This window comes from Bacteroides sp. D1, assembly GCF_000157095.2.
In the GTDB taxonomy this organism is placed as follows: domain Bacteria; phylum Bacteroidota; class Bacteroidia; order Bacteroidales; family Bacteroidaceae; genus Bacteroides; species Bacteroides xylanisolvens.
The window spans coordinates 19,635-40,317 of sequence record NZ_JH114349.1; the positions used below are offsets into that span (position 1 = coordinate 19,635).

Sequence of the window (20,683 nt, forward strand, 5' to 3'; positions counted from 1 at the left end):
TATAATAATATGAGAAACAATATGATAACAAAAAAACTAATCAAATTTGCCCTGCTGTTTTTTCTTATCGGACTGACGGCTTGTGACAATAAACTGAATCCGGGATTTGATCCGGATGATTATGAACCGATTGTTCCGCCTGAACCTGTTAGAACCATGGATGCAATGGCTAGTGGCGAGCGGGTAGTACTTTCGGGTGCTTCGTTGACAGATATTGTTCTGAAATGGACGCCTACCGAAAAACACGGAAATACAGTATATCGTTATGAAGTATTGATTGATACGATCGGGGGCGACTTTACCAAACCGGTAGAAACGATCTTTTCTGACAATAACGGTTTGGAATCACAGTTGACTTTAACCCATTATCAGGCAAACACAATAGGTAAACTGGCTAAATTCCGTTGTAATACCAACGGTACACTGCGTTGGAAGGTGCGTGCTTATTGCGGATTGGATCAGGCTCTTAGTAGTCTGGAAGGCTATTTCGTGATCTTCATGATGGATGGCATCGATGATATGCCTGCTGAAAATGACCCGGTTTACATCACGGGTGTGGGTACGGAAGATGATGGTGATGAAGCGGAAGCACAACAAATGCTCCGTCAGAATGAAGGAATCTATCAGACTTTCACTCAATTGAAAGCCAACCAGCCGTTTGTCTTTATGTCTACTGTCGAAGGTCGTAAGTGTTATTATTATGTAGACGATAATGGAGTGCTGCGTGAACGTAACGATGGTGAAGAATATACGGTGACTGTCCCTCAATCGGGTATTTATCGTATTACCATCAATATGGGTGAACAAACCATCAGTTATGATGAGATAGGAGCCGTATATCTTTATAACCAGTCTGGAGGGTACAGACAAAACTTCGACTATCTGGGATATGGCAAATGGGGCGTGAAGAATTATACAGCACGTAAGCAAAAAGAGGATTGGGCAGGAAGCGGTGAAACCCGTCATAGCTTTAAGATGGAGATCAACGGAACGACTTACCGTTGGGGACATAAGGAAAGAGATAAGGGACAGCCTAATTTGGATACCGATAAGAGTTATTATAATCTATATCAATTAGCATTGGGTACTGATGCCTGGGATTATAGTTTCCGTTTCTGCGACGAATTACTGCAGTGGGGTGCTATACAGGGAAATGTATATTATGCTACGGTGAAAACCGATGTAACCCTTTATTTCAACGCAGAGCTTGGAACGTATACCCACCGTTGGGTAGCTTCGGAAACGAATGAAGATTAAAACTTAATAATAATATGAAGAACTATATAGTATCATTATCAAAAAGAGTTTTGCTGTTAAGCGGTGCACTGGCAATATTCGCAGCTTGTGACGATGGCGATTTGGGAGACATCTACAAAGGTAACTCATCCGGCGAATATGTGTCGGATGTGAACTGGACGGATGCAGCCGACAAAAGTACAGGAACATATATCAAATATTTCTATGAGAATGCCAGTGGACGGAATACCTTTTGCGGAAGCATCTATTGGGAAAAACCGAATACACCGGAAACCGGAGAACCAACAAGTACAGGCGGTAGCGGTGGTTGGTCACAGGGACATGCATTGGATGTTATCACCGATGCTTATATCCGCCATGCGAACAATCCCGAATATCAGACTTATTTGTATGAAAACATCATGAAACCTTTCCTGCCGGCTTTTGATGACTGGAATGAGCATTGCGGTTATGGTGGCAAGGATTTTTGGAATAACTTCTATGATGATATGGAATGGATGGCACTAGCTTCCCTGCGGGTATACGAGTTGACTGGTGATCCTGATTATTACAGTGCATTGATGAAGATGTGGAATCATATCAAGGGAGCAAAGAATGACTACAAAGGGGCAGGAGGAATGGCATGGAAAACGGATGCGCCGGCTTCGCGTATGTCTTGTTCCAATGGTCCCGGTTGCCTGTTGGCTATGAAGTTATATCAGCTCACCATTAAGGAGGCTAAAGACGGTTGGGAAGAGCAGGCTGCTTATTACCTGAACTTCGCCAAAGAGGTATACAACTGGATGACGGCTTATCTGTGTGATATTTCCACCGGACAGGTATATGATAATTTGAGTATTAAAGATGACGGTACACCGGGAGATCCTGATAAAGTAGCCTTGTCTTATAATCAGGGAACATTTATGGCGGCTGCCTTGGAATTGTACAATGCTACCGGTGAGGAGGAATATCTTCGTAATGCGGTTGCTTTCGGCTCTTATCAGGTAAATAAGAAAATGGACTCTAACTATCCGGTATTCAGTGGTGAAGGAAATTCGGGAGATAATCTTTTATTCCGTGGAATATTTGTCCGTTACTTCCTGGATATGGTGAAACAGCCGACTAACAGCCTTTATCCGGAAAAGACCAAGAATAAGTTTATCGCTGCATTGCGCAGCTGTTCTGATGTGCTTTGGACGTTGGCTCATCCCGAAGGCTATTATGTGTGGGAGTACGACTGGGCAAAAGCACCGGCCTTTGGTAATCGCGACAACAGGGAAGATCGCCTGACAATCTCCTTGAATGCGGAAGTCCCGGGAGCAACAATGATTGAAATCCGTGCCCGTTATGAAGACTGGGTGCAAGGTAAAGCAACGGAAAAGGCCAACTGGGTCGGACCGGATTTCGGTAAGAAAGCAGAGGAATAAGATTGATTTATTACACATAGAAAATCGAAAAGAAAGATGATACATATAAAAAGAAATATTTGTCTGGTGGCTGTTTCTTGCACTCTTCTTGCAGGTATACCTTTGCAGGGTGTGGCGCAAACGGGAAGAACGGCAAAGGTGCAGGCCACACAAAGCAATAAGATAACAGTGTCGGGTACGGTATTGGACAAGACGACAAATGATCCGTTGATCGGTGTGTCTGTTGTCGTGAAAGGAGTAGCCAATGCAGGTACGATTACGGATATGGATGGTAAGTTTACGCTTAAACTGCCTTATGCGGAAGCTCCGTTGGTGTTTTCTTATCTGGGTTACCAGCCACAGGAGATTGTTCCCGGTGCAAAGAAAGAACTGACTGTCTTATTGCAGGAAGATACGAAAGCATTGCAGGAAGTGGTTGTAGTTGGTTATACCAAACAACGTAAAGAAACCATGATCGGTTCTGTGGCTACCATCACAACGAAAGATCTGACGCAGAGTCCTACTGCCAATATCAACAATGCGCTTGCCGGACGTCTGCCGGGTTTGATTGTAAACCAGTATGCGGGTGGTGAACCGGGTGTGGATCAAAGTGAATTGTTTATTCGTGGTAAGGCAACTTACGGTAACCAGAGTGCCATTGTCATTGTCGATGGAATCGAACGTGACATGAGTTACCTCGCACCGGATGAAATAGAAACATTCACTATCCTGAAAGATGCTTCGGCCACTGCCGCTTATGGTATCCGTGGTGCAAATGGTGTAATCGTTATTACTACCAAACGTGGTAAGGCAGCGGAAAAGGCAACCGTGAACCTGAAAGCCTCTATCGGTATTAACCAGCCGATCGGTTTCCCCGAATATTTAGGTTCTGCCGATTATGCAACTTTATATAATGAAGCCAGATTGAACGATGCTAAGATGACGGGCGCAGACATCAGCAGTTTGAACCTTTTCTCTCAACAGGCGATTGACAATTTTCGCCGTGCGAAAGGAGACAACTCCGATGGTTTGGGATATGACTGGGATTATTATGATTTTGCTTTCAAACCCGGTTTGCAGGAAGATGTCAGCCTCTCCATCCGTGGCGGTACGGACAAGGTACGTTATTATGTATTGGCCAATTACTTTTCACAAGGCGGTAACTACAAATATTCGAATGCCGGTGAATATGACTCGCAAACCAAGTTCACCCGTTACAACTTCCGTTCGAACATCGATATCAACATTAATCGTTATTTGAGTACCCGTTTGGATTTGGGGGCCCGTATTACCGACCGTAATGCACCGGGTACAACAGCCGGTCGCCTGATGACCATCTGTGCTACCCAGCCTCCATATCTGCCCATTCTGGTGGAAGAAAATGCGCATCCGCAGAATGAGGAATACATTCAGCAAAATCCTCGTGGTATGCTTTATGGTGACAATATCTACCGTTACAATCTTCTGGGTGAATTGAGCCGTACCGGTTATCTGAATGAAAAGAACACGTATCTGAATGGTAGTTTTGCCATGAATCTGGATATGGAATTTCTGACGAAAGGATTAAAAGCGGAAGTGATGTTCTCTTATGATGCTTCTGAAGGACGATGGATTAATCGCAAACTGGATACTTACAAAGACGGTTATCGTGAATATCCGAAATATGCGACGTTTATGCCGATCGAAGGTTCGGATGCTTATATGGCAGGCGGACACTATACGGGTGCTTACAAAACGGGTAACAAATATGATATTGACCAGACTATCGGCAACGGATTCAGTCATAACGCTTCTGACGGACGTACTTATATACAGGCACGTTTGGATTACAACCGTTTGTTTAGCAACCGCCACGAAGTGACAGCCATGTTATTGGCAAACCGTGGTAACCGTACTGTTAACAATGAATTGGCTTATCATAGCCAGGGTATCACCGGACGCTTTGCTTATTATTATAATCAGAAGTATCTGATGGAATTTAACTTCGGTTACAATGGTTCCGAGAACTTCGCTCCGGGCAAACGTTACGGGTTCTTCCCAGCTGGTTCAATCGGTTGGGTAGTCTCTGAAGAGGAATTTATGAAAAAGGCTTCCTGGATTGACTTCCTGAAAGTAAGAGCCTCCTATGGTTTGGTAGGTAGTGACAACGTCAGCAGCCGTTTCCCATATCTGGCTTTCTACGGTGGTGGTAGCGGTTATGATTTCGGTAATAACTTTGGTACGAATGTAGGCGGAACTTCCGAAGGTAATTTGGCTAATGCGAATCTGACTTGGGAAAAAGCACGTAAACTGAATGTCGGTATCGACTTTACTACCCTGAATCAACGCTTGGCATTGACGATAGATGCATTTTACGAATATCGTTTTGACATTATTACAGATATGAACAGTGACGGTATCATGGGATATCCGGACATTGTAGGTAAAGATGCAGCTTTACAGAATCTGGGTGAAGTAAGCAACCGTGGTGTGGATATCGAATTGAGCTGGAATGATAAGATTGGAAAGGATTTCCGTTACTATATTCGTCCGAACCTGACTTTCTCCCGTAACCGTCTGGAATATAAAGCGGAAGTTGCCCGCAAGAACTCCTGGCGTAAAGAAACCGGTAAACGTTTATACGAAAACTTCGTCTATGTGTTCGATCATTTTGTAGCCGATCAGGAAGAGGCTGACCGTTTGAACAAGATCGGTTATCAGCCGTGGGGACAATTAATTCCGGGAGATGTTGTTTATAAGGATTTGGATCGTAACGGAGTGATTGATGATGAAGACCGTACGGTAATGGGAAATCCGCGTAGTCCGGAACTGATGTTCGGTATTCCTTTCGGTTTCCAGTATAAGAACTTTGATTTTAGTGTATTATTGCAAGGTGCGACAAAATCATCTATTCTGTTGAATGGGGCTGCTGTATTTGACTTCCCGCAATTTGAACAGGATAAGATCGGACGTGTGAAGAAAATGCATCTGGACCGTTGGACACCGGAAACGGCTGCTACTGCCAAATATCCGGCATTGCATTATGGAACACATGATAACAACAAGAATGGAAACAGTAGTTTGTTTTTGTATGATGCTTCCTACCTGCGTCTTAAGAATGTGGAAATTGGTTACAATGTATCGCCCAAATTATTACGTAAATTCCATGTGCAACAGGCACGTATTTATGTGCAAGGTCTGAATCTGTTGACTTTTGATAAACTGGGTGATGTGGATATAGATCCGGAAACGAAATCCGGAGACGGAGCTTCTTGGTATCCTATTCAAAAGGTATTCAATTTTGGTATTGATATAACATTCTAAATAAGATAGAAATATGAAAAAGTTATATAGATTTTCAGCAATTGCTTTATTGGTCCTGCCGTTGGTCTTTACTTCATGTAGCGATTACTTGAATCGGGACGATGATGATAATATTACGGAAGCGGACGTTTTTGCCCGTTACGAAAAAGTGAACGGACTGGTTTCCGACGTATACGCGGCTGCAAAGAAAGCAGACCGTCCGCTGGTGTTTTTCGAGCACTTCAGCAACAGTGCCATTACGGACGAATGTGAAGGAACCAACGTCGAGGGAAACATTACGAATAACTTCAATAACGGTGCCTGGAACCCGAATTCTTTGCCCGGTAGTGTAGGGCAATATTGGGAAGCTCTTTATGAAGGGATCCGTAAAGCGAACCTGATTATAGAAAATGTACAGAAGTATAACACGCCCGACAACCCTCAACAGGATGGTGATCTTCGTAACCGTATCGGTGAGATGTATTTCATGCGTGGTTATTTCCACATGCTGTTACTGCGTATGTATGGCGAAGCTCCTTATATTGACCGTGTGATTAATGCCGGAGATAATATGGACTTCAAGAAAGAATCTGTTCATTCGATGGTTGAAAAGATTGTGACCGATGCGCAAACTGCTTATGGCATGGTTCCTAATAAGTATGTGAAAACTTCCGAGAACTTTGGTCGTGTGGATAAGGGAGCCTGTTTGGGATTGATTTCTTTTGTTCGCTGGGTAGCGGCTACTCCGTTGTGGAATGGTGCTTCTCAATATGGATACAACTTGCGTCGTGTGTTTGAAAATGAGTATGCTTATGATGCTACTCGTTGGAGAAAAGCCAAAGAAGCGGCTAAAGCCGTTCTGGATTTCGAAGTCGGCGGCACCAAGCGTTATTCTCTCTATACGAAACATGATGCAAATGATTTCAAGGATCCGGCTGACGGTAATCTGAATGACAGCCGTGTATATGCTCGTTTGTGGGATATGTTTTATGATATGGATGCCTTTGCCAATGAGTATGTGTTCTTTATGACGAAGAGCAAGGATCAGGCATGGCAGGGTGATATTTATCCGCCCAGCCGTGAGGGAAGTTCGCGCCAGCAACCGGTGCAGGAACAAGTGGATGAATACGAATATATTGTAGGTGATTATGGCTATCCGGTATATTCGGCAGAAGCCCGCAAAGGTGGCTATGATGATACTAATCCGTATGTGAAAGGTACTCGTGACCCGCGTTTCTATCGCGATGTAATTTATCACGGAGCTCCTTACCGTAATAATAAGAACGAGTCGAAAACGATCAATACGGCGAGTGGTTCCGATAAGATTGGTGCTACCAATGCAACTACTACCGGTTATTATTTACGTAAATTCCAACAGGAGTCATGGAACAAATCCGGTAACTTCAGTATCAATGCGCCAGCCATCTGGCGTCTTCCGGAGTTTATTTATATTTATGCAGAGGCTTGTAATGAATTGGGCGAGGATATCGATGAAGCTTATAAATTGGTGAATACGGTTCGTGAACGTTCTTTTATGAAACCGATGCCGCCGGAAGTAAAGACTAATCAACAGTTGATGCGTGAATACATTCAGCGCGAACGTCGCGTGGAACTCTTTTATGAGGGAAAACGTCCGTGGACTTGCCGCTTGTATCTGGAACCCACCAGTAAGGAAGAGCTAGCAAAGGAAAGCCTTTGGAAATCGAGCGGGAGTGACAATTCAAAACGTACACAGAAATACTGGGCTGCCAATAACGGTGCATTGCCTCGTTGCCAGCGAATGATTAACGGAATGCGTCCGGTGCAGGATGAGAATGGGGCCATTACGGTTGACGGTGTGAAATATAGAATGGAGCGTTTCTGCGTGGAAGAACGTACGTTCTCAATTCAGCATTATCTGTTCCCGATTCGCCAGAGTGAGTTGCAGAAGACACCGACCATTGAGCAAAATCCCGGATGGTAAACCGGTAGGAATGTATAACTTTAAAAAGAAAATCAGATGAAACGAATCTATACATATATGTGTCTGTTGCTTTTGTCGGTATTATCGTTTGCCGTTACAGGTTGTGATGACGATGATGACGACGATGTGGCTAAAGACTTGATAGAGTTGATTGTGAACAAACCGGTAATACGTATCGGGCAGAATGAGGAAGCCAAAGTGAATGTAGTGGTTGGAAACGGAAACTATACCGTGAGAAGTTTCAACACTGCCATTGCAACGGCTACCGTTTCCGGCGAATTAATAACTGTAAAAAGTGGCTCACAGAATGGGGCCACTACCGTTGAAGTAATGGATGGAGAAGGAGTAGTTGCCAATATCTCTGTGAATGTAGGTGTATTTGAATTGGAAGTGAATGAACCGGAGGTGATCTTGGAAGTTGCCGGTGAAAAGCAACTGATTGTTAGCATGGGAAACTTTTCCAGCAATGATGAATTGTCTTATGAGGTGGAGGATGAAACGGTTGTCAGCATGGTTAATACAGATCAATTCCGTCCTTTCTATACTTTGACAGGTTTGAAGAACGGACATACAACAGTGACTTTTACGGACCATAAAGGAAAACAGGCAGTGGTTCAGGTGACGGTAAAACCGATTTCTATTGATGTCTCCAATCTGACACCGAGAGTGGGAGTCAACAATAAGATCATGATTACGGTAGAAAAAGGGAACGGAGGTTATAGTCTGACAGCAGAGAATGAAGAGATTGTAGCTATTCAGCAGGTGGATGACACTCGTTTCAATTTAATAGGTAAAAAAGCGGGTATCACTACCGTGTTTGTCAGAGACGAAGCGGAACAGGAATTAAGTCTGACCGTTACGGTGGTACAGGCAGATAAAGTAGCGAACCTGGGCAGCGGTAATTACTTTAAAGTACCGTTTGAATATAATGGTACGGCAGATGAATCGCTAAAGATTTTGAGTACGATCACATTTGAGGCTCGTTTCAATATTGAGTCGTTGAATGGCAATGACAATGGAAATGCCCGGATTAATACGGTGATGGGTATAGAGAAGAAATTCTTGCTGCGTGTCGACGTGCATAAGGGAGGAAGCAATGATGAAGAACGTTTCCTTCAGCTTGCTGCAGATGATAAAGGTAGTATTCGCTATGAGGGCTCTACTAAGATAGAAACCAATAAGTGGTATGATGTGGCTGTGGTATTGGATAATAGTAAGAGCGGAAGCGAACGGATTGCATTGTATGTAAATGGTGTCAGAGAAACGCTTCAATTATCAAACGGTACGCCGGATGATTTGAAAGAGATCAATCTTACTTCTGATTTCTACATCGGTCAGTCTGATGGTAAACGCCGGTTGAACGGAGCTATCAGTTATGCCCGTATTTGGACAAAAGCTTTGTCGGATCAACAGATCTCCGAGCAGAGCGGCAAGTTGTTGAGTGAGGATAAGGATGGAATGGTAGCTAATTGGTTATTCAATAATGGAAATGGTAATACCAAGACATTTGTGTCCTTGGCAGGAAAGAGCTTCGAAGCAGAGGCGGCAAATATTGTTTCAAGTTGGAAAACAGATCCGATATTGGAAACAAGTACTCCTACAGAATGATTGTAAGAAGATAGGATAATAAAAAAGCCATCCCCGGAATAGACGAAAGTAGGGATGGCTTTTTTTGTAGTGTGCTTACTATTCTTCGGCAGACTATGTCCTGCATGTTGTTGGCAAGGTTATTCCTTGACAGGCTCAGCCGGTTTGTCTTTTGATGTAGTGTCTGTGACAACTGTATCATTGACATTGGCGGCGAGTGCAACCAGTGATGCCTTTGCAGGCGCGTCTTCTTTAGTTACAGTATCTTTTACTACTGTATCATTGACAACTGTTGCATTGATTTCTGTCGGGGCTGTCACAGCTTCTGCAGAACTCTGAGCCTTTACAAGGAATGAACCACCACAAACAAACATAAACATTGCTACTACTAATACTAATTTTTTCATAATCGTTTGCTTTAATGATTATTAGACATATGTTTTCAATTCTCTACCTTTGTGTTAAGGAATCGGTTATTGCTTTTCGCTAACGTCTAATTAAAGATCAAAGTGCGTGCCAAAATTAGATAATGTATGATAAGTAATTGATAAATAAGGGAATGAGGAAGATAATGCCAATTAGGATAGTGGGGAAGTATGTGTGGAGTGTGTGGAAACTGTGGCGGGGAGTGTGGAATTATTCCACACTCCCCGCCACAGTTCTTTTATTTAGGTAATCTATTTACTTAATTTCATCCGGCCAGGGACAAGGTTTACCTGTCGCTTTGAAAGTCGGTCGTTGTGCATCTACTTTTCTTAGAAAGTTGCCCAGCTCTTTAGAAAGTTTCTTCACGATGTCCGGATGCTGTGCACTAAGGTCGTTGCTTTCCCCTATATCATCAGGTATGTTGAATAACTCTTTCTTTCCTGTTCCATAGTAATAAATCAATTTCCAGTCACCGTTTCGAACGGCACAATTAAAGTTGATTCCGGGACCGTCATTTCCCCAGTTGTTAGGCATATTCCAGAAAAGACTCCGACCCTTAGCTGGGTTGCCTGTCTGTTTCAGCAGAGGGATGAAACTGATACCGTCTATCGGTTGAACTGTCTGGTAGTTCTTGACACCTGCCATTTCAAGAATAGTAGGGTAGAAGTCTTCTATCAACAAGTAGTTGTTGCATTTGCTTCCCGGAGCTACTACTCCCGGCCAACTGACAATCATCGGTTCGCGGATACCGCCTTCATAAGTAGAACCTTTACCACTGTTCAATGGATAATTCTGTGTATGCAGCTTGCCGTCACGCCATCCGGATTCGGATGCAAGTCCTCCGTTATCACTCATAAAAATGATAATAGTGTTGTTGGCTTCTCCATTCTTTTCCAGCCAGTTCATTAAATCACCTAAACTTTTATCCATTCCTTCAATCAGTGTGGCATAAGCAGCTTCATGGTCTGTCATTCCTTTTTTCTTGTACTTCTCATAGAAGCGCATATCTTTGTTCAAAGGAATGTGGATGGCATATTGCGACATATACAAATAGAAAGGCTGATTATACTTTTTCGCTTTATCCAGTGCTTTAATGGCTTCCAACGTCAATGCTTCAGTTACAAAGGTTTCCGTTCCCCAATATTTCTCTAATCCGGGAACAGACATCAGTGATACCGCTTTCCCATCTTTGGTATGTCCGTAGTTCTCTTCTCCCAGGTAACTGGCAAGTCCACCGGCCGCATGTCCGGCAATATTTACCTCGAATCCCCAATGATGCGGATCTTCCCCTGGAGTATCTATCGCTCCGAAATGGGCTTTTCCACAATGTATAGTATGATAACCGCTGTTCTTTAGCAGTTGCATGAAGGAGGTTCCTACGAAAGTATGATTAGTGCCGGACACTTGACTTACTCCATTGTAATTCCAGTCAGGGACTGCCAGAATGCTATCTTTACGGTCTGTCATTGTATTCTTTTGCAGCGTCCAGTTAGTTACTCGGTGACGTGCGGCGTTGGTTCCGGTGATGAGGCTGCACCGGGTAGGAGAACTGATACTGTTGGCATACGCTTGAGTAAACATCATTCCCTGTTTGGCTAACCGCTCCATATTGGGAGTCTCGTACAATTCGTTATAGTGTGTCTTCTGTGTCCAGAATGGGAGTGAAGTATCCTGCCATCCCATATCGTCTACCATAAAGAGAATGATATTCGGACGTTTGTCCGCGCGTTCTATTTGCATATTGCTTTGTGCTTGCAGATTGGTTACTGCGAGTGGCACAAATGCAAGGGGTAATAATGTTTTTTTATTCATGGGGGTCATTTTATTCTATGGAATATGCATTAAAATTAATAATATCTGGTAATGCGATAGATTCGGTTAAAGATAAGTTCGAGCACTACAAAAAGGAATCATTTCTCACCGTGATGAGAATAAATACTCATAGTAATGAGAACTTTTTCTCATCGCATTGAGAAAATTTTCTCATAGGCATGAGAATACTTGAGAAAATGCAAGAACGTAACTTGTTACAAATCAATATTGTATAATTTCAATTTATTATATAAAGTCTTTCGATCAATATTCAGTAATTGCGCTGCTTTACTCTTATTGTTTCCTGTTTGGCGTAGCGCCTCCAAAATATGCTCTTTTTCAGTCTCTTCATTGCGTAATGCAATGCTCGTATTGCTGGATGCAGGAGTTTCTAAAAGCTCGGTCCCCAATTCCAATAAAGTAATGAAACTGCTTTGTGCCAATAAAGTTGCTCTTTTGACGATGTTCTTCATTTGGCGCAAGTTTCCCGGCCAATGATAATTCATTAAAGCTTGCGATGCTTTTGCATCGAAACCAATCAGGTGTTTATCCAGTTCCTTGTTTGCCTGATCGAGGAAGAAATTGGCAAAGAGCAGAATATCTTCTTTCCGTTCTTTCAGATCGGGCATACGGAGGGTAAATTCATTGATACGATGATAAAGGTCTTCACGGAAAGTACCTTTTTCAATGGCTTGTTCCAGATTCTCATTGGTGGCAGATACCAGACGAATATCTACCGATATCTCCTGTGTAGAACCTACCGGACGTATTTTTCTCTCTTGCAAGGCACGAAGCAGTTGTATCTGCACTTCATAACTAAGGTTTCCGATCTCATCCAGAAAGATAGTACCACCGTTGGCTGCAACGAAAGCCCCCGTTTTATCTGTCAGAGCACCTGTAAACGAACCTTTCACATGACCGAAAAATTCGGAAGCAGCCAGTTCTTTGGGGATAGAACCACAATCTACGGCAATAAACGGTTTATCGTTTCGTTTGCTAAGTTGATGAATACGGTGCGCCACATACTCTTTTCCTGTTCCGCTGGAACCGTTGATAAGTACGGACATATTGGTCGGAGCTACCAGACCTACATAATTGTAGAGTTGTTTGGCTGCATCACTTTCTCCTTCCAGATAAGCACGATGATTTTCTGTTGAATCTTTAGATGAAGTAGAAGCACCTTTTTTAGAAGAAGATTTAGCAACGTTATGAGTAGCAGGACTCTTTTCAGACTGCAGACATTCAGAAATTTTCTTCAGTAATTCTTCCGGATTTACCGGTTTGGCTATATAATCACGTGCTCCCAGTTTCATTGCCTGTACGGCGGATTGTATATCCGCATAGCCAGTCATGATGATTAAAGGAATGTCCATGCCTTGTTCATTCATCCATTTCAGCAGATCGATACCTTCGTGGTCGGGTAGTCGCAGGTCTGATAAAATCAGATCGACGTTTTGGCTTTCGATATGTTTTCGGGCGCGGGCAATATTACTCACTGATGATACTTCAAAGCCCTTTTTGCCTAGCCAGGTTTTTAGCATCATTCCAAAAGTGATATCATCTTCAACGATCAATATGGAGCTCATCATGTCAGGTTTTGATTCTTTTAAGTCACAAAGGTAAGAGGATTTAGGCGAAAGTGGTATATTTGCAAACTTAAATTAAATAAAAGTGTTATGAAAAAGATTCTATTGATAATATTAACCATATCGTTTTGCGGACTTACTGCCTGCAAAACCGGAACAAAAAAAGGAGGAGACATGGATAAAGAAACGTTGGTAAAGATTGAGACAACTGTAGGAGATATCGAGGTGAAACTATATAATGAGACACCGAAACATCGTGATAATTTTATCAAACTGGTGAAGGACGGTGTTTATGAAGGCACACTGTTTCATCGTGTTATCAAAGATTTTATGATTCAGGCTGGTGACCCGGACTCAAAGAATGCACCGAAAGGAAAAATGCTGGGTACGGGAGATGTAGGTTATACTGTTCCCGCTGAATTTGTATATCCTAAATATTTCCATAAGAAAGGTGCCCTGTCCGCTGCCCGTCAGGGAGATAATGTGAACCCGAAGAAAGAATCTTCCGGTTGTCAGTTCTATATCGTGACAGGTAAGGTGTTCAATGACTCTACCTTGCTGGGTATGGAAAGCCAGATGAATGAGAATAAGATTAATGTTATTTTCAATACGCTGGCACAGAAACACATGAAGGAAATTTATAAGATGCGAAAAGCAAATGACGAAAACGGTCTTTATGATTTGCAGGAAAAGTTGTTTGCAGAGGCACAGGAAATGGCAGCTAAACAACCGGAATTTCATTTCACTCCGGAACAGATAGAAGCCTACACCACGGTGGGTGGTACTCCGCATTTGGATGGCGAATATACCGTGTTTGGCGAAGTGGTGAAAGGTATGGACATTGTGGATAAAATCCAGCAGGTGAAAACAGACCGCAGCGACCGTCCCGAAGAAGATGTAAAGATAACAAAGGTGACAATACTTGACTGAATCGTATGAAAATCAACAGGCATATTCTTGAAAATGGGTTACGTCTGGTACATTCGCAGGACGAGAGTACGCAGATGGTTGCCCTTAATATATTATATAATGTGGGAGCTCGCGACGAAGATCCCGAGCATACCGGCTTTGCCCATCTGTTCGAACACCTGATGTTCGGAGGGTCGGTGAATATTCCCGATTATGACATGCCGCTTCAATTGGCAGGTGGAGAGAATAATGCCTGGACGAATAATGATATAACCAATTACTACCTCACTGTACCTCGTCAGAATGTAGAAACCGGTTTTTGGCTGGAATCCGACCGGATGTTGAGTCTTGACTTTAGCGAACGGAGCCTGGAGGTACAGCGGGGAGTGGTCATGGAAGAGTTCAAGCAGCGTTGTTTGAACCAGCCTTATGGAGATGTCGGACATCTTTTGCGCCCTTTGGCTTATCAGACGCATCCTTATCAATGGCCTACGATTGGAAAAGAGTTGTCGCATATTGCCAATGCTACGCTGGAAGAAGTAAAGGCATTCTTTTTCCGTTTTTATGCTCCTAATAATGCGATATTGGCTGTGACCGGCAATATCTCTTTCGAAGAGGCTGTTGCTTTGACGGAAAAATGGTTCGCTTCTATTCCTCGTCGGGAAGTTCCTTTGCGGAACCTGCCACAAGAACAGGAACAGACAGAAGAACGGTGGTTGACGGTAGAGAGAAATGTGCCTCTCGATGCTTTGTTTATGGCCTATCACATGCCCGACCATCGGCATCCGGATTATTATGCATTTGATATTTTGTCGGATGTGTTGAGCAATGGGCGCTCCAGTCGATTGAACCAGCGTTTGGTACAACAGAAACAGTTATTTTCGAGCATAGATGCCTATATTTCAGGCAGTGTAGATGCGGGGTTATTCCATATTAGTGGAAAGCCTTCGGCTGGTGTCACTCTGGAGCAGGCGGAAGCGGCAGTAAGGGAAGAACTGGAACTGTTACAGCAAGAACTGGTTGACGAACAGGAACTGGAAAAAGTGAAGAACAAATTTGAGTCCACCCAGATATTCGGCAACATCAATTATTTGAATGTGGCAACCAACCTGGCCTGGTTCGAATTGCTTGGCCGGGCGGAAGACATGGAAAAAGAAGTAGAACGTTATCGTTCTGTCACGGCGGAACAATTGCGGACAGTAGCCCAATCCGCTTTCCGGAAGGAGAACGGGGTTGTACTTTACTATAAGAAACAACAAAATTAAATTCTCTCTTTTTTATAATTTATCAGTGAAAGGGGAAAGTCCCTTTGCCTGAAAATGGAGATACGTTTAGGTAACGGAAAAGTAAATGAGACATATTTATAGTACATATAAAGAGCATTATAAAGCACTAATTTTTCTCGGACTACCGATTGTGATCGGGCAAATAGGAGTGATCGTTCTCGGATTTGCTGATACATTAATGATCGGGCATCATAGTACGATTGAGCTGGGAGCAGCTTCCTTCGTAAATAATGTGTTTAATCTGGCGATTATTTTCAGTACAGGGTTTTCGTATGGACTGACTCCCATTGTAGGAGGGTTGTATGGGACTCATCAGTATGCTCCTGCCGGACAGGCATTGCGCAACAGTTTGTTGGCAAATCTGATGGTTGCGTTGCTGCTGACTATATGTATGACCGTTCTTTATCTGAATATAGAGCATCTCGGACAGCCGGAAGAATTGATTCCTTTGATTAAACCGTATTACCTTGTTTTGCTTGCTTCATTAGTGTTTGTCATGCTTTTCAATGGATTCAAGCAATTCACAGACGGAATAACGGATACCCAAACCGCCATGTGGATATTGCTTGGAGGAAATGTCTTGAATATCATAGGAAACTATATCCTGATTTACGGTAAACTCGGATTGCCCGAATTAGGTTTGTTGGGAGCAGGTATCAGTACGCTGTTTTCGCGTATTGTGATGGTGATTGTATTTATAATCATCTTTATGCGTAGTCCGCGTTTCGTCCGTTATAAGATTGGCTTTTTCCGTTTGGGATGGTCACGTGCAGTATTTGGACGCTTGAATGGACTAGGATGGCCGATTGCTTTCCAGATGGGAATGGAGACAGCCTCCTTTAGTTTGAGTGCTATCATGATCGGTTGGCTAGGTACGATCGCTTTGGCTTCTCATCAGGTGATGTTGGCTATTTCGCAGTTTACCTTTATGATGTATTACGGTATGGGGGCTGCTGTTGCTGTTCGTGTCAGCAATTTCAAAGGCCAGAATGACATCGTCAATGTACGCCGTTCAGCCTATGCCGGTTTTCATCTGATGATGACATTGGGTGTCGTGCTTTCCTTGATTGTCTTCCTTTGCCGGAATTACTTGGGAAGCTGGTTTACCGACAGCCAGGAAGTGGTTGCTATGGTGACATCTTTAATTTTTCCTTTCCTTGTCTATCAGTTTGGCGACGGGCTTCAAATCACTTTCGCCAATGCTTTGCGTGGAATTTCAGATGTAAAACTAATGATGGTTATCGCCTTTATCGCCTATTTCGTTATTTCGCTTCCCGTAGGATATTTCTGCGGCTTTGTAATGGGATGGGGGATAGTAGGTGTCTGGATGGCATTTCCTTTTGGTCTGACGAGTGCGGGACTAATGCTCTGGTGGCGTTTCCACTACATGACAAAACTCCCCGAACCCCACCCCAAAACCTAATACTTAAAACTTAATACTTAAAATTTTTACCCCAATGGCTTCCTTCCGTTTTACAAAGTTGAAAATAACCGCCGGTTACACTTTGTTACTGGCGATCCTCCTTTTCTCGCTGGTGTTTGTACATCGTGAGATGGAAGCATTGTCGGCAGCCGACGATCAGCAGAACTTAAGAACTGATAGTCTATTGACCCTTCTCCACGAGAAAGATCAAAACACGATTCAGATGTTGCGGGTGTTAAGTGAAGCAAACGACAGCCTTCTCTCTGCTTCGGAGATTGAAGAAATCATTTCCGAACAAGATTCTGTCATTACCCAGCAACGGGTACAACATCGGGTCATTACCAAGCGTGACTCGTTAATAACTACTCCTAAAAAGAAGGGATTCTTCAAACGGCTCGCCGAAGTGTTTTCCCCTTCTAAACAAGACAGTGCCGTATTAATTAATACATCGCTGGAAGTAGCCACTGATACCATTCTCCAACCGACTACCTCTAAAGATTCTCTTCAACAGAAAATCCGCATGGCTACCGAAGAAAAACGGTTGCAACGGAGGAGAACCATCCGGCGTACCAGTACAAAGTACCAACGGATGAATACGCAGTTGACGGCACGAATGGATAGTCTGATTAAACAATATGAGGGAGAAATGACCCTGCGTGCCCGTCAGGATGCCGAACTTCAACAGGAAGTGAGGATGCGGTCGGCACGTATCATCGGCGGTATCGCGGTTGGTGCCGTACTATTATCTGCTTTTTTCCTGATATTGATTATGCGGGATATCTCTCGCAGCAACCGTTATCGTCAGCAATTGGAGGTGGCGAATAAACGCGCGGAAGATTTGCTTGTTGCCCGTGAGAAATTAATGCTGGCCATTACTCACGACTTTAAGGCGCCACTGGGGTCAATCATGGGATATACCGAACTTCTGTCCCGACTGACAGAAGATGAACGGCAACGGTTCTACCTCGACAATATGAAAAGCTCTTCGGAACATTTGTTGAAACTAGTCAGTGACTTGCTCGATTTCCATCGGCTCGATCTCAATAAAGCGGAAGTGAACCGTGTAACCTTTAACCCTTCCCAGCTGTTCGACGAAATTTATGTCAGTTTCGAACCTTTGACCGCTGCCAAAGGTTTAGCCTTGCAATGTCACGTCGCCCCGGAACTAAACGGAAGATACATCAGTGATCCTTTGCGACTCCGGCAAATAGTGAACAACCTTTTGTCTAATGCCGTAAAGTTTACTCAAAAAGGAGAGATTAGCCTGACAGCCGGTTATGATTCTTCTAAGTTAACCATCGCCATCGCTGATACAGGAAAAGGAATGGCATTAGAAGATCGTGAACGTATCTTTCAGGAGTTTACACGTCTTTCCGGTGCACAGGGAGAAGAAGGTTTCGGACTCGGACTCTCTATTGTGAAGAAACTGGTAACCTTGCTTGAAGGAACCATTGACGTGCAAAGCACATTAGGAAAAGGAAGCTGTTTTACTGTAACTCTGCCTCTTTATCCGGTAGGTAAATCCATTGCGGAAAGTGAATCTACTGAAAGCGAAAATGCGGATATAACAGAGGAGTCGGCTGTGATTCCTCCGATGAAAGTCATCCGTGTTCTTTTGATCGATGACGATAAGATTCAGTTGAATCTGACTGCTGCCATGTTGAAACAACATGGTATCGATGCGGTATGTTGTGAACAGCTGGAGCAGTTGGTTGAACAGCTTCGCTCTTCCGTCTTCGATGTATTGCTGACAGATATACAAATGCCTGCCATTAACGGTTTTGATTTGGTAAAATTATTGCGGGCTTCTAATATACCACAAGCAAAAACAATCCCCGTCATTGCTGTGACTGCCCGTAGCGAAATGGATAAGGCTGCTTTACATGAACATGGCTTTGCCGGTTGTCTGCATAAACCGTTTACAGTAAAAGAATTATTGATGACGGTAAATGAAGGACAACTCTCGGCTGATGAAGCGCATATCACAGAAGATATGGCAACAGCCGGAATAAACTTCTCTGCACTTACTGCTTATTCTGAAGACGATCCGGAAGCGGCATCCTCCATTATTCAGACTTTTATTGAAGAAACAGGTAAGAATATCGAACGGATGCAACAAGCGCTGAACGATAAAGAGGTGGACGGGATAGCTGCTATGGCGCATAAGCTCCTCCCTCTCTTTACAATGATTGGAGTGGATGAAGCAATACCTCTTTTAGAATGGTTGGAGGTACAGCGAGGGCAAGACTTTTCGAAGAAAGTAAAAGAAAAAACCGACCATGTACTCCAAGAGATATTGATAGTTTTGACAAAAGCTAGAGAATACGAGCAATATCTCCTCCAAAAATAAAATAGTTCTCTATATGTGTAGTGACTCTTTTTATCACAGAGTAATGTCGATATATTTGATTTTAATCTAAAATATGTATAACGGAGGTTGCTGACTAGAGGGAAAAAAGAAATTCAATCTCTGAAAAATTACATGATAGCGATTTTATCTATTTAGCCAATGATGATATAGCTTGTTTTAATGAAATAGTTCCAAAATAGATTTTTATGTGTCTTTTATTGTTGGAAAACATAAAAAAGTTTTTTCATTTTAGTGGCTAGAGAAAGCTTCTTTCATTTAATAAGTTTTTTAGAAATCATTCTCTATTAGGCATGTTCTATGATGTATTGATATAGATCTCCAGCTGTATTTAATCGTTCTGCATTTTCTGCAGAAATATCAATTCCATATTCTTCTTCAATTCTCATTATTAATTCAATAAAATCTAAACTATCTAAATTGAGTTCATGAATGAGTTGAGACTCTTTATGTATAAAGGCTGGGTCAATATTACATTGCTCAGAAATAATCTTTTTTAAGAATTCAAATGTGTAGTGAGATAAATCATCTTTATTATTATCAGACTCTTTATTAGGTTTTATTTCTTTACCTTTTTTTTCTATATTCGATGTTGTGAGAACTAACCCTCTTTCATTTGATACTATAGCATGGATTATTACTTCCCATTTTTCTATTATTTTATTTCCGTTTGTATAAGCAATAGTTGAAGTAACTGTTCCTTTCCATGTAATTTCTGTGTTTAAAGTTTTTGCAATGTAATTACCTTTTTCTGACTTATATGTTATTGTAATTATCCAATCTTGATCAGATGAAAAATTAAAAGGTGTAACTGTAGCATCTATATTGGTAACTTCAGAAATAATGTTGGAACGCTGATTCATACATTTTGTAGTACAATTTAAATTAAATGATAAATCGAAATTTGGTATAATGTCATTTTCTGTTTGGAAGATAACAGGCCCATAATTACTGTAGTATTGTTGTGTTTTTGGATAACATAATTTTTTTAGAAGTGCTTTTAGATTTCCAACAGTTTTACAATTGTCTTTTTCAGAATCAAATAACTTTATATTAAATGTTTCTTCTACTTTGTTGAAAAAGGCTTGCATCTTCAATTCATCAGCTCCTATATCTTCAATGAATCTTGTATTATCATTATACATTGATGGGATGATATCTAATATAGTAGAAATTATAGTATTTAATTTCTCATCTATGTCATTTTCATTACTACTAAGAGTTTTAATTACTGGCGGTTCTATCTTTTTAAGGTCGTAAAAATTATAGTCTAACGATTCTTGACATGAGCTTAAATGTAAAACTAAGATACTTCCCATTGTTAATGTACGAATTCTTTTTTTCATAATGATTAATTTTAGAATTAACAATTAAGATGTTTCCTTTTTATTTATAACAG

At 42.2% G+C, this 20,683-nt stretch carries 13 protein-coding genes; 9 read left to right on the forward strand and 4 right to left on the reverse strand.

Going from position 1 to position 20,683, the window contains the following annotated elements; translation table 11 throughout:
• Positions 1 to 9: 9 nt before the first annotated feature.
• The 5 genes from BSAG_RS04950 to BSAG_RS04930 are packed head-to-tail and all read left to right on the forward strand — an operon-like array spanning position 10 to position 9,495.
• Positions 10 to 1,257, forward strand: a complete 1,248-nt coding sequence (locus tag BSAG_RS04950; protein ID WP_008018369.1) for a SusE domain-containing protein — start codon at positions 10 to 12, stop codon at positions 1,255 to 1,257.
• Positions 1,258 to 1,271: 14 nt separating this feature from the next.
• Positions 1,272 to 2,663, forward strand: coding sequence for a glycoside hydrolase family 76 protein (locus tag BSAG_RS04945; RefSeq protein WP_004313036.1), 1,392 nt, complete (start codon positions 1,272 to 1,274; stop codon positions 2,661 to 2,663).
• A 36-nt stretch (positions 2,664 to 2,699) separates the two neighbouring features.
• The gene (locus tag BSAG_RS04940; protein WP_004313037.1) at positions 2,700 to 5,945 is read left to right on the forward strand and encodes a SusC/RagA family TonB-linked outer membrane protein; all 3,246 of its coding nucleotides are present in this window, start codon (positions 2,700 to 2,702) and stop codon (positions 5,943 to 5,945) included.
• A gap of 13 nt (positions 5,946 to 5,958) precedes the next feature.
• Positions 5,959 to 7,887: a RagB/SusD family nutrient uptake outer membrane protein gene (locus BSAG_RS04935; protein ID WP_004313038.1), complete on the forward strand. Its 1,929-nt coding sequence runs from the start codon at positions 5,959 to 5,961 to the stop codon at positions 7,885 to 7,887.
• Between the two features lie 36 nt (positions 7,888 to 7,923).
• Positions 7,924 to 9,495, forward strand: coding sequence for a LamG domain-containing protein (locus tag BSAG_RS04930; protein WP_004313039.1), 1,572 nt, complete (start codon positions 7,924 to 7,926; stop codon positions 9,493 to 9,495).
• A 119-nt stretch (positions 9,496 to 9,614) separates the two neighbouring features.
• Here the strand turns inward: BSAG_RS04930 and BSAG_RS04925 are convergent, their stop codons facing one another.
• The 3 genes from BSAG_RS04925 to BSAG_RS04915 form a co-directional block, all read right to left on the reverse strand.
• Positions 9,615 to 9,881: a hypothetical protein gene (locus BSAG_RS04925; protein WP_004299920.1), complete on the reverse strand. Its 267-nt coding sequence runs from the start codon at positions 9,879 to 9,881 to the stop codon at positions 9,615 to 9,617.
• Positions 9,882 to 10,155: 274 nt separating this feature from the next.
• Positions 10,156 to 11,712, reverse strand: coding sequence for a sulfatase (locus BSAG_RS04920; RefSeq protein ID WP_004313040.1), 1,557 nt, complete (start codon positions 11,710 to 11,712; stop codon positions 10,156 to 10,158).
• Positions 11,713 to 11,927: 215 nt separating this feature from the next.
• Positions 11,928 to 13,301: a sigma-54-dependent transcriptional regulator gene (locus BSAG_RS04915; protein ID WP_004304936.1), complete on the reverse strand. Its 1,374-nt coding sequence runs from the start codon at positions 13,299 to 13,301 to the stop codon at positions 11,928 to 11,930.
• 87 nt (positions 13,302 to 13,388) lie between these two features.
• Between BSAG_RS04915 and BSAG_RS04910 the strand changes: the two genes are divergently transcribed.
• The 4 genes from BSAG_RS04910 (at position 13,389) to BSAG_RS04895 (ending at position 19,266) form a co-directional block, all read left to right on the forward strand.
• Positions 13,389 to 14,228: a peptidylprolyl isomerase gene (locus BSAG_RS04910; protein ID WP_004313041.1), complete on the forward strand. Its 840-nt coding sequence runs from the start codon at positions 13,389 to 13,391 to the stop codon at positions 14,226 to 14,228.
• A gap of 5 nt (positions 14,229 to 14,233) precedes the next feature.
• Positions 14,234 to 15,472 (forward strand): M16 family metallopeptidase, encoded by a 1,239-nt coding sequence (locus tag BSAG_RS04905; RefSeq protein ID WP_004313042.1) that lies wholly within the window; start codon positions 14,234 to 14,236, stop codon positions 15,470 to 15,472.
• A gap of 85 nt (positions 15,473 to 15,557) precedes the next feature.
• Positions 15,558 to 16,916 (forward strand): MATE family efflux transporter, encoded by a 1,359-nt coding sequence (locus BSAG_RS04900; RefSeq protein ID WP_004313043.1) that lies wholly within the window; start codon positions 15,558 to 15,560, stop codon positions 16,914 to 16,916.
• 34 nt (positions 16,917 to 16,950) lie between these two features.
• Positions 16,951 to 19,266 (forward strand): hybrid sensor histidine kinase/response regulator, encoded by a 2,316-nt coding sequence (locus BSAG_RS04895; RefSeq protein WP_008018376.1) that lies wholly within the window; start codon positions 16,951 to 16,953, stop codon positions 19,264 to 19,266.
• Positions 19,267 to 19,571: 305 nt separating this feature from the next.
• On the opposite strand, the gene BSAG_RS23705 is transcribed toward BSAG_RS04895, so the two are convergent.
• Complete coding sequence (locus BSAG_RS23705) at positions 19,572 to 20,630, reverse strand: acyl carrier protein (protein ID WP_004313045.1); 1,059 nt, start codon at positions 20,628 to 20,630, stop codon at positions 19,572 to 19,574.
• Positions 20,631 to 20,683: the final 53 nt, after the last annotated feature.

Bases quoted from the DNA above. Each gene is read 5' to 3' on its own strand.
- BSAG_RS04950 (WP_008018369.1), top strand. From the start codon at position 10: ATGAGAAACAATATGATAACAAAAAAACTAATCAAATTTGCCCTGCTG.
- BSAG_RS04945 (WP_004313036.1), top strand. From the start codon at position 1,272: ATGAAGAACTATATAGTATCATTATCAAAAAGAGTTTTGCTGTTAAGC.
- BSAG_RS04940 (WP_004313037.1), top strand. From the start codon at position 2,700: ATGATACATATAAAAAGAAATATTTGTCTGGTGGCTGTTTCTTGCACT.
- BSAG_RS04935 (WP_004313038.1), top strand. From the start codon at position 5,959: ATGAAAAAGTTATATAGATTTTCAGCAATTGCTTTATTGGTCCTGCCG.
- BSAG_RS04930 (WP_004313039.1), top strand. From the start codon at position 7,924: ATGAAACGAATCTATACATATATGTGTCTGTTGCTTTTGTCGGTATTA.
- BSAG_RS04925 (WP_004299920.1), bottom strand. From the start codon at position 9,881: ATGAAAAAATTAGTATTAGTAGTAGCAATGTTTATGTTTGTTTGTGGT.
- BSAG_RS04920 (WP_004313040.1), bottom strand. From the start codon at position 11,712: ATGAATAAAAAAACATTATTACCCCTTGCATTTGTGCCACTCGCAGTA.
- BSAG_RS04915 (WP_004304936.1), bottom strand. From the start codon at position 13,301: ATGATGAGCTCCATATTGATCGTTGAAGATGATATCACTTTTGGAATG.
- BSAG_RS04910 (WP_004313041.1), top strand. From the start codon at position 13,389: ATGAAAAAGATTCTATTGATAATATTAACCATATCGTTTTGCGGACTT.
- BSAG_RS04905 (WP_004313042.1), top strand. From the start codon at position 14,234: ATGAAAATCAACAGGCATATTCTTGAAAATGGGTTACGTCTGGTACAT.
- BSAG_RS04900 (WP_004313043.1), top strand. From the start codon at position 15,558: ATGAGACATATTTATAGTACATATAAAGAGCATTATAAAGCACTAATT.
- BSAG_RS04895 (WP_008018376.1), top strand. From the start codon at position 16,951: ATGGCTTCCTTCCGTTTTACAAAGTTGAAAATAACCGCCGGTTACACT.
- BSAG_RS23705 (WP_004313045.1), bottom strand. From the start codon at position 20,630: ATGAAAAAAAGAATTCGTACATTAACAATGGGAAGTATCTTAGTTTTA.